Origin of the sequence: Corynebacterium macclintockiae (assembly GCF_027570165.1) — a bacterium.
Taxonomy (GTDB): domain Bacteria; phylum Actinomycetota; class Actinomycetes; order Mycobacteriales; family Mycobacteriaceae; genus Corynebacterium; species Corynebacterium macclintockiae.
On sequence record NZ_JAKMUV010000002.1, the window covers coordinates 75261 to 89440 of the forward strand.

At 63.3% G+C, this 14180-nt stretch carries 14 protein-coding genes; 8 read left to right on the forward strand and 6 right to left on the reverse strand.

Annotation, left to right across the window (positions count from 1 at the left end):
- Positions 1 to 70 precede the first annotated feature (70 nt).
- The gene (gene ispG, locus L8U58_RS02000) at positions 71 to 1231 is read left to right on the forward strand and encodes a flavodoxin-dependent (E)-4-hydroxy-3-methylbut-2-enyl-diphosphate synthase (protein WP_034972946.1); all 1161 of its coding nucleotides are present in this window, start codon (positions 71 to 73) and stop codon (positions 1229 to 1231) included.
- Here ispG and L8U58_RS02005 read toward each other — a convergent pair.
- Complete coding sequence (locus tag L8U58_RS02005) at positions 1224 to 1946, reverse strand: ABC transporter ATP-binding protein (protein WP_269954578.1); 723 nt, start codon at positions 1944 to 1946, stop codon at positions 1224 to 1226. The two genes, ispG and L8U58_RS02005, sit on opposite strands and share 8 nt — an antisense overlap.
- Positions 1943 to 2863 (reverse strand): FtsX-like permease family protein, encoded by a 921-nt coding sequence (locus L8U58_RS02010; protein ID WP_269954579.1) that lies wholly within the window; start codon positions 2861 to 2863, stop codon positions 1943 to 1945. Before L8U58_RS02010 ends, L8U58_RS02005 begins: the two co-directional genes overlap by 4 nt.
- Positions 2864 to 2978: 115 nt before the next feature.
- Here L8U58_RS02010 and L8U58_RS02015 point away from each other — a divergent pair, with 115 nt between their 5' ends.
- From L8U58_RS02015 to L8U58_RS02035, 5 genes are read left to right on the forward strand one after another with little or no spacing between them, the layout of a single operon-like run.
- Positions 2979 to 4049, forward strand: a complete 1071-nt coding sequence (locus L8U58_RS02015) for a sensor histidine kinase (RefSeq protein ID WP_269954580.1) — start codon at positions 2979 to 2981, stop codon at positions 4047 to 4049.
- A gap of 9 nt (positions 4050 to 4058) precedes the next feature.
- Positions 4059 to 4709 carry a response regulator gene (locus L8U58_RS02020; protein WP_043012564.1) on the forward strand — a complete coding sequence of 217 codons (651 nt, stop codon included), beginning with the start codon at positions 4059 to 4061 and terminating at the stop codon, positions 4707 to 4709.
- A 20-nt stretch (positions 4710 to 4729) separates the two neighbouring features.
- Positions 4730 to 6622: a penicillin-binding transpeptidase domain-containing protein gene (locus tag L8U58_RS02025; protein ID WP_269954581.1), complete on the forward strand. Its 1893-nt coding sequence runs from the start codon at positions 4730 to 4732 to the stop codon at positions 6620 to 6622.
- Between the two features lie 11 nt (positions 6623 to 6633).
- The gene (map, locus tag L8U58_RS02030; RefSeq protein WP_269954582.1) at positions 6634 to 7503 is read left to right on the forward strand and encodes a type I methionyl aminopeptidase; all 870 of its coding nucleotides are present in this window, start codon (positions 6634 to 6636) and stop codon (positions 7501 to 7503) included.
- Positions 7504 to 7528: 25 nt separating this feature from the next.
- Complete coding sequence (locus L8U58_RS02035; protein ID WP_269954583.1) at positions 7529 to 8080, forward strand: carboxymuconolactone decarboxylase family protein; 552 nt, start codon at positions 7529 to 7531, stop codon at positions 8078 to 8080.
- On the opposite strand, the gene L8U58_RS02040 is transcribed toward L8U58_RS02035, so the two are convergent.
- The gene (locus L8U58_RS02040) at positions 8077 to 9228 is read right to left on the reverse strand and encodes an HNH endonuclease signature motif containing protein (protein WP_070551545.1); all 1152 of its coding nucleotides are present in this window, start codon (positions 9226 to 9228) and stop codon (positions 8077 to 8079) included. The two genes, L8U58_RS02035 and L8U58_RS02040, sit on opposite strands and share 4 nt — an antisense overlap.
- Before the next feature lie 214 nt (positions 9229 to 9442).
- On the opposite strand from L8U58_RS02040, the gene L8U58_RS02045 reads away from it, so the two are divergent.
- Both L8U58_RS02045 and L8U58_RS02050 read left to right on the forward strand, forming a co-directional pair.
- Complete coding sequence (locus L8U58_RS02045) at positions 9443 to 9814, forward strand: GntR family transcriptional regulator (protein WP_034982077.1); 372 nt, start codon at positions 9443 to 9445, stop codon at positions 9812 to 9814.
- A gap of 10 nt (positions 9815 to 9824) precedes the next feature.
- Positions 9825 to 10904 (forward strand): DUF1648 domain-containing protein, encoded by a 1080-nt coding sequence (locus L8U58_RS02050; RefSeq protein WP_269954584.1) that lies wholly within the window; start codon positions 9825 to 9827, stop codon positions 10902 to 10904.
- Here L8U58_RS02050 and L8U58_RS02055 read toward each other — a convergent pair.
- Genes L8U58_RS02055 through L8U58_RS02065 form a run of 3 tightly spaced genes read right to left on the reverse strand, consistent with a single transcriptional unit; the run spans position 10896 to position 14142 of the window.
- Positions 10896 to 11717, reverse strand: coding sequence for an SDR family oxidoreductase (locus L8U58_RS02055; RefSeq protein ID WP_269954585.1), 822 nt, complete (start codon positions 11715 to 11717; stop codon positions 10896 to 10898). The two genes, L8U58_RS02050 and L8U58_RS02055, sit on opposite strands and share 9 nt — an antisense overlap.
- An 18-nt stretch (positions 11718 to 11735) precedes the next feature.
- Positions 11736 to 13106 carry a mycothione reductase gene (mtr, locus tag L8U58_RS02060; RefSeq protein ID WP_269954586.1) on the reverse strand — a complete coding sequence of 457 codons (1371 nt, stop codon included), beginning with the start codon at positions 13104 to 13106 and terminating at the stop codon, positions 11736 to 11738.
- Positions 13099 to 14142, reverse strand: a complete 1044-nt coding sequence (locus L8U58_RS02065) for an alpha/beta hydrolase (protein ID WP_269954587.1) — start codon at positions 14140 to 14142, stop codon at positions 13099 to 13101. Before L8U58_RS02065 ends, mtr begins: the two co-directional genes overlap by 8 nt.
- Between the last annotated feature and the right edge of the window lie 38 nt (positions 14143 to 14180).

A 14180-nucleotide genomic window follows, 5' to 3' on the forward strand; every position in this document is an offset into this window, starting at 1 on the left:
GCGCCTGCAACGACGCGTAGAATTGTTGAAGGTTCAACGGCATTCACAACTGAAAGGTTTGTCTTCGTACATGTCTGGTATTTCCCTGGGTATCCCCGACGGTCCGCCCCCGGTCCTGGCCCCGCGCCGTAAGACCCGCCAGCTGATGGTCGGCGGGGTAGGGGTGGGCAGTGATCACCCGATCTCGGTGCAGTCGATGACCACGACGAAGACGCACGACGTTAACGCGACGTTGCAGCAGATCGCCCAGCTGACCGCCTCGGGCTGCGATATCGTCCGCGTGGCGTGCCCGAAGACGGTGGACGCCGAGGCGCTGCCCGCCATCGCCGCCAAGTCACCGATCCCGGTCATCGCGGACATTCACTTCCAGCCGAAGTACATCTTCAGCGCCATCGACGCGGGCTGCGCGGCCGTGCGCGTGAACCCTGGCAACATCAAGGAGTTCGACGGCCGGGTCAAGGAGGTCGCGAAGGCGGCCGGGGATGCTGGCATTCCGATCCGTATTGGCGTCAATGCCGGTTCGCTGGATAAGCGCATCATGGAGAAGTACGGCAAGGCCACGCCCGAAGCGCTGGTCGAGTCCGCCATGTGGGAGGCCAGCCTGTTCGAGGAGCACGGCTTCGGCGACATCGCCATCTCTGTGAAGCACAACGACCCGGTCGTGATGGTGGAGGCCTACCGCCAGCTGGCCGCGCAGTCTGACTACCCGCTGCACCTCGGCGTGACGGAGGCCGGCCCGGCCTTTCAGGGCACCATCAAGTCCTCCGTCGCTTTCGGCGCGCTGCTGGCCGAGGGCATCGGTGACACGATCCGCGTGTCCCTGTCCGCCGATCCGGTCGAAGAGATCAAGGTCGGCGACCAGATCCTGCAGTCGCTGAACCTGCGCCCCCGCAAGCTCGAGATCGTGTCTTGCCCTTCCTGTGGTCGCGCGCAGGTGGATGTGTACAAGCTGGCCGACGAGGTCACCGCTGGCCTGGAAGGCATGGAGTTCCCACTGCGCGTGGCCGTCATGGGCTGTGTGGTGAATGGCCCGGGCGAGGCCCGCGATGCCGACCTGGGCGTGGCCTCCGGAAACGGCAAGGGGCAGATCTTCGTGAAGGGCGAGGTTATTAAGACCGTGCCCGAGGATCAGATCGTGGAGACCCTCATCGAAGAGGCCATGCGCATCGCCGAGGAAGAGGGCCTAGAGGCCGTCGAGGGCCAGAAGGCCGACGTGCGCGTGACTAAGTAGTCACGGGCGCTGCCTCGCTGGCTTTGCCGTCCACCAGCTCGATGCGGCGGCCCAACGTGGCCAGCTGCTCCTGGTCGTGCGACACGTACAGCACTGGGGTGTTGCGCTCGCGTGCCAGACCCACGATCAGCTCCGTGACGCGCTGCGCGTTGGTGGTATCCAGCGCCGCGGTCGGCTCGTCGACCAGCAGTAGCGCCGGGTCGTTCATCATTGCGCGTGCCAGGTTAACGCGTGCCTGCTGGCCGCCGGAAAGCTCGGAGACCTTCGCGTTCTCTCGCCCTTCCAGGCCCACTTCCTTGAGCATGTGCTCGGCTTTCTCTTCTTGCTGACGCCACACTTTTCCGCTGATACCGAATGGCTTATCCAGGCGGCTCATCACCATGAGCTGTTCCTTGGCGTTCAGTGCGGGCAGGAGGTTCGGCTGCTGAAACACAATGCCCAGGTGGCGGCGGCGGATCTCGGCGGCCTGGCGACCCGACACAGTACCGAGCTCCAGTGTCTCCTCGCTGTGCAGGGTGGCCGACCCGCTGGTGGCGGTTTCCAGGCAGCCGATGATGGACAGCAGGGTGGACTTACCGGAGCCGGAGGGGCCGGTGATGCCGACGACTTCGCCGGGATCCACGTTGAAGCTGACGTCGCTCAGCAGGTTGCGCTTGGTGGTCCCGTCGGTGATCTCCAGGGAGATGTTCTTGACTTCGAGTGCGGGGAAGATCATGAGTTCATTGCCTTTCGCGGATCGACCTTCGTAACGGGGATGATGGATAGGCCAGCGCCGAGGAGGCCTGCGGCCAGCAGCATGCCGGCGGGGACGAGGGTGGTGTTGGCGGTGACCTCCATGGGAATTCCATCCAGGAACCCACCGACGCCGACGGTCATCAGGGTGCCCGCCGCGATGCCCACGATCAGGACAACCAGCGCCTGGCCGACCGCGTCGCTTAAGATGTTGGAGCGCGTGCCGCCCAGCGCGACCGTGATGGCCACGCCTCGTAGGCGCTGCATCGTCCACACGGTGAAGAAGGCACCCAGCACCAGGGCGGAGATGACGTAGAGCAGTACAATCATGAGGTTCAGCGACGACTGTTCGCCCTTGTAGGAGGCGCTAGCGTTTAAGGCCTCCTTGCCCTTCATCATGACCGCCCCGTTGATTGGTTCTGCGTCGCCAGCAACTACGCCGAAGGCGGAGGCGCCGGGCAGGTCCTTTACCTCATCGGTACTCATCCAGTGGATGGGCTGGTGCTCTAGGTAGAGTTCCTCACTGGGCTTTTCACCCTTGTAGGACATTGCAATGAACGGCTGACCTTCCGCATCCTTCGAGCGGGCCATCGTGACGACCTCTCCGCCACGGCTCTCAACGGCGCGGGCTTGGGCGTCACTAAGAGAACCCGTACTCAGGTTCACAGTGCCGCCGGCATCGTTGAGCACGAGTTGACGGTCACTTCCGACCTTGTGCTGCAACGCGGAGGCGGACTGGAAGCTCAGACCTGCAGACAGGGAGCTCAAGAGAGTGACCATCGCGGTGATCAGAAGGACGGTGGTGATAATAAGCGCCGTCTTACCGCGGGATACGCGCAGTTCGCGGATCCCTTGAAACATAAAGCCCCGGACGGGGGTTAACGACTTATTACTTAGCATGGCTCCTATTCTTCGCGCGGAGAAGAAGGAACACATCGGGCAAAGTAGTAGTCTTCGACTCATACTTTTGGTGGAGGTGCGCTGCACCTTGTGGCCGTTAGACTTGGGGACAATCATGATTCACACATCAAAGTCGACCGCCAAGTCGAACAAGGTCATTGCGCTGAACCGGGCGTGGATTTACCTGGGCATGGGGCTGCACCTGCTGATGGCGCTTCTGATGGCGGTGACCGTCATCCGCGACGGATGGTCGTGGAACGCCGCAGCGCTGTGCTTCATCTACGTCATGGGGCTATGGCTGCGCCCCAGGTGGCTGTGGTTGACTCTGGTGATTGCCGCCTGGGCGTGCCTGCTGTTGGTGGCCCCGAGTGCTGCGTTTATGGCATTTGCCCTGTTCTTCCTGTGCGTCGGCGTGCTGCCCATGTGGCCGGCGATCGTGTGCAACACAGTGGTCACCGTGCTGTCCATCTACCACAGCGGCGAGGCGCTGGGGCCGATCGTCGCCGCGGTGGTCGCGACGGTTGTCGGCTTGGGCTTCAAGGAGCTGCGCGACGAAGCCAGCGCCCGGGAAACTGCCAGCCGCCTCGCCGGCGAAATGGACGAACGCACCCGTCTGGCAGGGGAGATCCACGACACGGTCGCGCAGGGCTTGAGTTCCATTCACATGATCCTGCAGGCCGTGGAGAAGCGCGTCGATGACCCCGAAATCCTGGAGGATCTGCGGCTGGCGCGCACCACCGCCGAAGACAACCTGGCGGAAACTCGCCGCATTATTGCCGCGCTGCAGCCCGGACCGCTGGTCGGCGGAGACCTGCCCATCGCTCTGGCCCGCGTGTGTTCGGGCACCCCGCTGGGCGAGGCCTTAAGCTTCGACGTTGAGGGCGATCCCTACGACCTGGACGAAAAGGTGGAACAGGAGCTCACGCGCATCACCCAATCGCTCGTGTCTAACGTGGTGAAGCATTCGGAGGCCACGCGCGCCCGCGTGACCCTGACCTACCAGGACGACATGCTGAGCCTCGATGTTGTGGACAATGGCCGCGGAATGGACGCGGAGCAGGTGAGCCTGTCGCCCGTCGGCCTGGCGGGCGTCCGCCGTCGCGCTAATCTAATCGGGGCAACCATGCACGTGGAGAGCTCCCCAGGGGCCGGGTGTGGCGTTTCCATCCAAGTGCCGATGCGTTAGGAGCTGACTATGCCAGACCAACTTCGTGTGCTGATCTGCGATGATCACCCCGTTGTGCGCGCCGGAATCGAAGCCATGCTGCGGGGTACCGGGGACGTGGAGGTCGTCGCCTCCGTCGGCGAACCCGAGCGGGCCGTCGCGATCTGCAAGATGGAACGCCCCGACGTTGTACTGATGGATCTGCGCTTCGGCGAAGGCCCCGGCAGCGAGGGCGCCGAGTCCGGGGGAGTGCGCGCCACCCGCGCCATCCGCACGCAGCGGCCCGCCCCGCAGGTGCTGATCCTGACGAACTATTCCACCGACAGTGACGTGCTGGGCGCCATTTCCGCAGGCGCGGTCGGCTACCTGCTGAAGGACTGCTCCCCGGAGGAGCTCGCGGAGGGTATCCGCCAAGCCGCCCGCGGCCAGACCGTGATGAACAAGAGCATCATCGGCAAGCTCCGCGGCCGCCTGGCCAACCCCTTCGAATCGCTGACTAACCGCGAGCAGGAGGTGCTTACCCTGGCCAGCCACGGCAAGTCGAACCGCGCCATCGCCAAGGAGCTGATTCTTACAGAGGCGACCGTGAAATCCCACATGGCGCACGTATTTTCCAAACTCAATGTGAAAAACAGAACAGCTGCCGTCGCCGTGGCGCGGGAACGCGGAATCATCGATTAACCCTGCTAACCTCTGTGCCTATGCGCACCCCCACTTTTTCCCTCAGCTCCGCCACCCGACGGAGTATCACCGCGGCCGTCACTACGGCAGGGCTAGTGCTGGGGGCTGCGGCTTGTACGCCGAAACCGGATGTTGCTGATGACGCCGCCCAGGCCTTTCTTTCTGCCCTTTCCACACCGGGGGAGGCTTCCGTAGCTGGCGGGGAGACCGATAACCCCGATAAGGCGTCCCAGGCCATTGACCAGGTGTGGAAGTCCCTGCAGGCCGAGGGGCTGCGGACGGAACTGAAGAACGTCAACTCCAAGGACAACCAGGCCACCGCCCAGTACTCGATGCACTGGCAACTGCCGGGTGGCCGCGATTTTTCCTATGACTCGTCCATGAGTCTGACCCGCACCGGCGACGACTGGTCCGTGCGTTGGCAGCCGGCTGTGCTGCACCCGGAGCTCGGCGCGAATCAGCACCTGGAGCTGCGTAGCGTGCCAGCGCCGGTGGCGAACGTCGTGGGCTCCGATGGTGCGGTGTTGCTGAAGCCGGGTACCCAGTACCGCATCCTCGTGGACACGAAGAAGGTGGCCAGCGTACTTGGAACGATGCGCCGCATCGCCGGTGAACTCGACGCCCTGCGTGCGGGCGACAAGTCCGTGCCCGCCATCAACCCCGAAAAGAAGGCCGAGGAAGCCGACGGGGTGGACGGCGAGTACTCCGTCGTGAGCGTCAACCAGGCTCAGGGCAAGCGCTTGCAGGAAGTCCTCGGCAACATCGAGGGCGTCCGCATGAACGAAGAGCCCGCTTTGGTGCGCCCCGATCCTTCCTTTGCCCCGGACATCATGTCGCGCGTGAGCAGCGTGGTGGAAAAGGACCTGCAGGGCGTCAACGGCTGGAAGGTCGTCGCCGCCACCAACGAGGGTAACGAGGTTGCCCAGGTCGGCGGCGAGGAAGCGAAGTCCGCGCCGAGCGTGCGCGTCTCCCTGTCCCGCAAGGTGCAGGAGGCCGCCCAGAAGGCCGTGAATACCCGCGCCGACTCGAAGGTGATGATGGTGGTCATGCGCCCATCGACCGGCGAAGTGCTGGCCGTCGCGCAGTCGGAAAAGGCCGACGAGGACGGCAACACGGCTCTCATGGGCCAGTACCCGCCGGGCTCGACGTTCAAGATGCTCACCGCATACGCCGGCTTGCAGAAGCAGGGGCTTACTCCGGATTCGATTGTCGACTGCCCCGGAACTCAGGACATCGGCGGACGCGTGGTGACCAACTACAACGGTTTCTCGCTGGGCAGCACCCCTCTGGAAAATGCCTTCGCCAAGTCGTGCAACACCACCTTCGCGGACATCTCGACCAAGCTAAAGCCGGGCGAGTTGAAGGACGTCGCAGCGCAGTTTGGTCTCGGCGCGGACTACGACATCGAGGGCCTGGAGACCATCACCGGCTCCGTACCCGAGGGCGAGACGATGCTCGACCGCACCGAAGCCGGCTACGGCCAGGGCCTCGACCTGGCCAGCCCCTTCGGCATAGCCCTGGTCGCTTCCGCTGTGGCAGCCGGCAAGGTGCCCACCCCGTACCTCATCGCCGGCGACAACCACCACACGGAGGCCAATAACGACGAGGCCAAAAAGGACGCCAAGAAGAAGCTGGATCCGAAAATCATTCAAGAACTCCGCCGCATGATGCGGGCAGTAGTGACCAATGGCTCGGGCTCCGGAGTGGCTGGCGCCGGAGAGGTCTACGCCAAGACCGGTGAGGCGGAAATCAATGAAGGTTCTCACAGTTGGCTAGCCGGATACCGCGGCGACCTGGCCTTTGCGACTCTCATTGTGCTCGGCGGCGGATCCGAGCACGCTACCGCCGTGACTGCCGATTTCTTTAAGAACCTGGATGGCCCGGGCGCGGAGGCGGAAGGGCGTCAAGAGTAGAATAAGGACCCATGACTCGAGCACCATTGACCCCCGGTAACCCCACGCCCATCCGTAACGTCCCGGCCAACATCGAAAGGCCAGAGTACGCCTGGAAGGACAGCGTGCAGGAGAACATCGGCGAGCCGTGGGTGCAGACGCCCGAGACGATCGAAAAGATGCGTGAAGCTAGCCGCATCGCCGCCGACGCACTGCAAGCCGCCGGGGCTGCCGTCGCCCCCGGTGTGACCACCGACGAAATTGACCGGGTGGCGCACGAATACATGTGCGACCACGGCGCGTACCCCTCCACCCTCGGCTACCGGCACTTCCCGAAGTCCTGCTGCGTGAGCCTCAACGAGATCATCTGCCACGGCATCCCCGACAGCACCGTTATTCAGGACGGCGACATCGTCAACATCGACGTCACCGCCTACAAGAACGGCGTGCACGGAGACACCAACGCGACCTTCCTAGCCGGCGACGTCTCTGAAGAACACCGCCTGCTGGTCGAACGCACCGAAAAGGCTATGTGGCGCGGCATCAAGGCCGTCAAGCCGGGCCGCCAGATCAACATCATCGGCCGCGTGATCGAGAGCTACGCCAAGCGCTTCGGCTACAACGTCGTGGAGGACTTCACCGGCCACGGCGTTGGTCCGACCTTCCACAACGGCCTTGTTGTGCTGCACTACGACCGCCCAACCATGTACACCGACCTGCTGGAGCCGGGCATGACCCTGACCATCGAGCCGATGATCAACCTCGGCGGCCTTGACTACGAAGTCTGGGACGACGACTGGACCGTCCAGACCAAGGATCGCCAGTGGACCGCGCAGTTCGAGCACACCCTGCTGGTCACCGAGGACGGCTACGAGGTTCTCACAATTCCCAGCGAGTCCTAGCCCGACCGACTAACCTCCCAGAAGTATGGGAGACAAAACTACACCTCTGGGGCCCGGCCCTGTACTGCGCAAGCAGCACCTGCGCCGCCTCGGCCCGTTCGGCGCCTTCGCCACGCGCATCGGGGCCCGCATAACCAAGAAGACGAACCTCGGAGTGTTCGCCACCATCGGCCGCGCCCCGCGGTTGTTCTTTTTCTGGCTGCTCTACGGCGGCTCGATGATGCCCTTCGGTTACCTCTCGCGCGTCGAAACCGAAATGATCATCCTCCGCGTCGCCTACCTGCGCGGCAGCGCCTACGAAGCCGACCAGCACCGTGCCCTCGCCGCACGGGTTGGGGTTAAACGTATTGACGCCCTATTCCAACCCGACCACGGCTTCACCGGCCGTCACGGCACCTTGCTGGACGCCGCTGAGCAGCTAGTCCGCGACCGTGGACTGACCGCCGACATGGCCCAGCGCGTGCGGGATCTGCTGAGCGAGCGGGAGCAGGTTGCGTTCGTCATGCTAGTCACCAACTACGACGGTCTGGCTACGGCGCTGGACGTCATGGGAGTCCCAGTCGACGAGCCGCGCTAGGCTGCCCGTCGACGATTCTCCGCTCGCTGGGCGAAGGTTTCCCGGCCCAGTGGCCCGTTGGGAGCCGTCATCACCGTGTGCCCGTCGCCGTGGCTCGTCCAGGTCTCGTTGCCGTCGGGATGGATGGTGACGTCCCAGGAGCCAGTCGTCTTCGCGTTGTGGTGCTTGGCGCACAGGCAATGCAGGTTTGACGTCGCCGTTGGCCCTCCTGCCTGCGGGTTTTCATGGTTATAGCGCTGCACGTGGTCCAGCTGGCACTTGTGTGCGGGCACCGAACATCCCGGGAAGCGGCAGGTTCCGTCGCGCCCCTCCACGCTGGCCCGCACCAGAGGTGTGGGGGAGTAGCCCTCGTTGCTTGCGGCACCGGGGAACTGGACGTGCGTAACGCGATCTTTCCATCTCTGCGTGGCCTTTGAGCTGACCCAGCCACCCGCGGCCCAGATGGGGGCGTCTGGCTGATCCGTACTCTGATACAGGTTTAGCGTGATGTCCGCCGTGGTCTGCCTGCGCACCAGGCGCATCAGGGCTTCGGCGCGAGAGCAAGAACTGTTTTTGACCACGTTATTGAGCGTTCGTTGGAGCTCTAACCCTTCGAGTTTGGGCAGCGTCAAGAAGAAAACAGTGGTGGTGTCGGGGCGATCGTCGATGTCGAGGCGCGCGGAGGAACCCGTGTCCGTATCCTTCGACTCCTCCGGCAGGGCCTGGGGATCGTGCTTGCGGATCACTTGCTCGATGCGACTGCGAATGGTGGCCCGGGCAAGCATGGCCTGGTTGGGGACGGTGGGGGAGATCGCCTGAAAAATTTTTTCCTCGAAAATCTCGGGCACGTCCATCTTGACGGGGCTGAGGCACTCGGCCATGCATCGCAGCAGGTCAAGCGAGTAGGCGCCGGTACGGGCGAGTTCGAGGATGGTGGGGAAGCGGCGGAACATGTGGCCGATCTCTACCAGGGTGAGTGCGCGGTATTCCGTCAGGCCGAGGCGCACGGCCAGGCGGGTGGATACGTCGATGACGCACTCGTCCATCTCGGGCGTGCAGGCCACGGCGAGGTTTACGTGCCCGCGGTTTACTTCGCACGCTGCGGCGCTTAGTGGATCGTTTGGGTCGGTGATGCGCCAGCAGGGTGTGGTGGTGGAATGCTCGAACATGGTCTTTCCTCTTTTGCCTGTTCGGAGGTGGTTTTATGGTGTAGCCAAAAATTTTTCCGGCTTGTGCGTGCAGTATATAAACCGACCCGGACAACCCCCTTGCGTAGAAGCTAGAAAAATCGAACATCGGGCATAGAGATCTTTTTGTGTTGCTCATGGCGATACAGTTTGTGTTACTATCTGTAATACAGATTCTGAAGGAGGTTCTCGTCCCATGTATCTCATCGTGGAGCCCGACTCGCCCGTGCCGATCGCTCAACAGATCCACGACGGAATCGTGGCGGGGATTATCTCCGGCGAACTGCAAGACGGACAACCCTTGCCTTCGGTGAGGCGGTTGGCGGTGGAATATGGCGTCAATCCCGCAACAGTCAAGAAGGCATACGACCAGCTACAAGAAGACGGGCTAGTGCTCACGGCGGCGCGATCGGGCACCGTGATTACGCGGCCTAAGCGGCCTAGCGCGCAACAGCGCGAACGGCTGCGCGAGGATCTGCGAGCCACGGTGTGGCGGGCGCTCGCGCAAGGCTTCAATGCAGACGACATTTCCGCGACGGTTGAAGACCTCGCGGTGAAGTGGGAATAGGAGAACCATCATGATTGCATTCGATCCATTCCTTGCAGGCGTGTTCTGCGTAACAGCGCTGCTTGTAGGGCTGATCCTGCTGTATACGCCAAAGCTGTCGTCGCCGGGCGTACGGTTGGGCGTGCGCGTGCCGGAGGCGCATTGGGGCGACGATGTTGTGCGGCGACAAGAGGGTACGTTCCTTAAACGCCAGGTTGCGGCGGCTGTGGTTTCTGCGCTGCTGGCGATACCGGCCGCTGTGGTGCCAGTGGTTGGCGCAGTGCTGACCCTCGTGCCGGTGGGTTTCTTTATGTGGAATCTCAACCAGGCCGGACAGCCAATACGCGAGGCCAAGCAGCGGGAAGGCTGGTTCGACGGCGTGCGCACGGTCGTGGCCGGGGAGATCACGCCGGCAGAGGACACACTCCCGCAACGTGCATGGGCCTTCACCTGGGCAGCGCTGGCTGTGCTCGCCGTCGCGGCCGGGTACGTGGCCGCGCGGTGGGGTGATATTCCGGAGCGCTTCGCCACTCACTTCGGCAGTGGTTTCGAACCGGATAGCTGGGATAACAAATCTGTGGGTTCGGTGTTCTTCCCGACGTTCTTTGGTTTGGGAATGGTGCTGCTTTTTGCGCTGATTACGGTCGCATTGTTGCGCGTTAGCGTGCCGGCCCGAGCGGATACGTCGCTGCGGGGGAAGGTTTCGCAGAAGATTGTTTGGCGTCATACGGCGATGTGGCTGGCGGTGATGAACGTTGCGGGGGCCATCATGCTCGCTAGCCTGCAGGTTGTGACCGTGCTGCACACGGACTGGGTGGCTCCGGCCATAATCGGTTCGCTCGTGCTCGTGTTTGCGGTTTGTCTGGCCATGGTCGTGGCTCTGGCGAGGAAGCAGTCCGCGCTAGCGAACACGAGCGGCGAGGGGCGGGACAACGACGAGCACTACAAGTGGGGCATGTTTTACCACAACCCGGAGGATCCGGCCGTGATGGTCGACAAGCGCCACGGGGTGGGGGTGGACTTCAACTACGCCCACTGGCAGGGCAAGGCGTTCCTCGCTTTTGTTGCGCTCGTGCTGCTCGCTTCAATCTCGTTGCCCTTCTTACTTTGACGCCCACCGGAACCCAGCGTTAAGCGCTTTCATCACGCCCTTGTAGGCCCAGGGGGCGTTTACTTGCGCCCACCGGGCGACAGGGATGTCCCCGCTGGTGTTGATGAGGTACTTGCCCTTGTCCACGCCCTTCAAAATTTTTTGAGCAGCCTTGGCGGGGGTTACGGCGTGGCCCTGGAACAGTGCCGTTGCCTTCTGGATGCGCTTCTTGGAGCGATCCACGCCGTGGATGTCGATGGTGCGAACCAGGGGAGTGTCCACCGCGCCCGGGGCGACGGCGTGCACATCCACGCCGTAAGGGGCTAGATCGAAGCGCAGCACCTCGCACATGCCCAGCACGCCACCCTTAGAAGCAGAATATGCCGCGTGCCACGGCAGGCCGATAATGCCCGCGGCGGAGGAGACGAACACGAACTTCCGGCGCCCCTCGCCGCGTTCCATGAGCCCCGGTGCGAAGGCCTCCACCATGTGCACGGACCCCATCAGGTTCACGTCGATCACGCGCTGCCATTTCTCGTGCGGCATCGTTCGCACGTCGCCCCAGATGGCAATGCCAGCCACGTGGTGCACCTGGTCGGGAATGCCGTGGGCGGCAATGATGTCCTCCGCCCAGGCCTTTACAGCATCCACGTCAGTGACGTCGACAGTGCGCTGATCGGCGACGGTGCCGCCACGAGTGGAGATGTCACTGGCGGTGGAGGCGAGTCCTTTCTCGTCGCGGTCGCTGATGGCCACTGCATAGCCACGTTCGGCCAGTTGCAGTGCCACCTCCCGGCCGATACCTGAGGCTGCTCCGGTGACTACTGCAAGCATGGCGAAAAGGCTCCTTCGTTAGTTTTCGAGATCTAACCCCAGCAGGGCGTTCTCGACCAATTCTGTCAGAGCAGGGTGGGGCCAATACTGCTTTTCGGCGAAATCCCGTGCATTGATGCCGAAGGCCATGGCGGTGACGAAGCACTGAATCAGCGAGCTGGCTTCCGGGCCGATGATGTGCGCGCCGAGAATCTCGCCGGTGTTACGGTCGGCGATGACCTTGCAGAACCCGGTTGTGTCTTCCATCGCCCAGCCGTAGGCCACGTCGCCGTACTTCTGGATCTTCACAGTAATGGGGCGGCCGGTCTCGCGGGCCTCCTGTTCGGTCATGCCGACCACGCCGATCTGCGGGTGAGTGAACACGCCACTGGGCACCACGTCGTGGTTAAACTTCCGCAGGTCATCGGGGTGCGCCAGGTTGTGCGCCACCACGCGTGCCTCGGCGTTGGCGACGTGCTTGAGCTCGAAGTCGTTGCACGCATCGCCTAGCGCCCACACGCCGTCGGCGCTGGTGCGACCGTATTTGTCGACCTCAATTCGGCCGTTTTCTTTGGTGTTGACGCCACCCTTTTCACAGTCCAACGTGTCCGAATTGTTGACCCGCCCCATCGCGACCAACACCTCCTGGCCAGTGACGGTCGTTCCATCGTCGAGGGTGAGGGAGATTTGGCCGTCGGCGGTTTCTTGTGCGGCGGTGATGGTACGCCCCAGGTGATTGGTCCACTGCTGCTTGGCTTGGGTGGTGAAGGCTTCGGAGATGTCGGCGTCCAGCTTCCGCAATAGCTTGTCCGAGCGATTGATGAGCGTGACCTGCGTGCCGAGGCCAGAGAACATCGCGGCGAACTCCACGGCGACGATGCCGCCGCCGACGACGATGAGGGACTCGGGCAGTTCATCGAGGCGCATGATGTCCTCGTTGGTGCGATAGCGCACGTCGGCGAGGGCGGGGTGGATGCGCGGGCGGCCGCCGGTGGCGAGCACGATGTTGGTGCCGGTGATGGTGGGGCCGTCGTCGATCTGGAAGGTGCGGGGGCCGACGAAGCGGGCAGCTCCTTCGAAGAGGGTGATGTTCGGGGTCTCGTCACCCGCGCGGTAGGCGGCGCCGCTTTCGCTGATGGGATCGATGCGATCTGCGAAGACGCGGCGCTGGATGTCCTTCCAATCGACGTCTTTGAGCTCGCCGGTGAGGCTGAGGCGGGAGGCCTCGGAAAAACTGCGGGCGACGTCGGCGGTGTGGACGAACATCTTGGTCGGGATGCAGCCTACGTTGATGCAGGTTCCGCCGAAGGTGCCCTTTTCCACGATGGCGATTTTCTGGTGCTCGTTGGCGGGGCTGGGTAGGGAATTGCCGGAGCCGGTGCCGACGATGATGAGGTCGAAATCAGGCACGGTGGACCTTCCTTTCTTTGAAAACGTCGCTAAGCCACTCGTCGGTGGCGGCGAGGGCGTTGTCGCGGACCTTGGGGCGGGACAGGAAAACGTCGTGCAGCGCGCCCTCGATGACGATGGTGGTGGACAGCGAGGAGGCGTTGGAAGCCTGCTGCCACATCTGGCTGGGCATGAGGATTAGGTCGGCGTTGTAGGACTGCCGGGAGAGGTGCTTGGAGAAGTGGTGGGTGTGGCTGGTGAGGATCAGCGTGGGCACGCCCGTGTCTCCCTTGCCGGAGTGCAGGCGGCGGATCTCGCGGGCCACGCCCAGGAGCCACTGCAGATATTTGGGGCGCGGCTCCAGAGGCTTGAGGCGCAGGTTGTAGCTCCACTCGCCAGCTTCGGTGACGTGCAGGGATTGGCCATAGACCGGGTTGATTCCGCCGGGCAGCAGCATGTTGGGCTTCAGTTTGTGGACGATCGGCAGCACTCGATTGATGACGAAGCGGACGGCCGGGTTGAATTGCAGGCCAAACCACGGCGAGTTCAAAACGATGGCGGCGATGGAATTGTGGAGGGGGGAGTTGGCGTCAAAAAGGCGATGAGCCCACATCGTGACGTCCAACCCGCCGGTCGAGTGCCCCACAGGAACCACCGCACCGTGGGCGGCGGCGAGCAACGCCGTGGCGGTGGTGAGGTCGACGTCGTAAAGAGACTGGTCGCTGACGTGGTGCCAGGTCTGGCCCTCGCGCCAGGAACGACCGCACTTGCGAAGGTCGAGGCCATAGACGGCATAGCCGCGGTCGTGGAAATGGCGGGCGACGTGGTCCTGGAAGAAATAGTCCGTCATTCCGTGGACGAAAAGCATGGCGGGGCGGGCGAAGAAGGAATCGTCCGGCGCGGCGGGGCAGTAACGCACCAGAGTGCAACGAATGGGGGACTCGCCGTCCGGATCGTCGCCCAGCTCGAGGAAGCAGTGGCCGAAGCCTTCGCCCAGCTCATCGGGCAAAAAATCGAGGTCGGCGGCGGAAGAAGGGAGCGCGGAACTGTTAGGCATGCCCTCATGCTAGCGCCACGTGGGGCGAAATAGCGTTG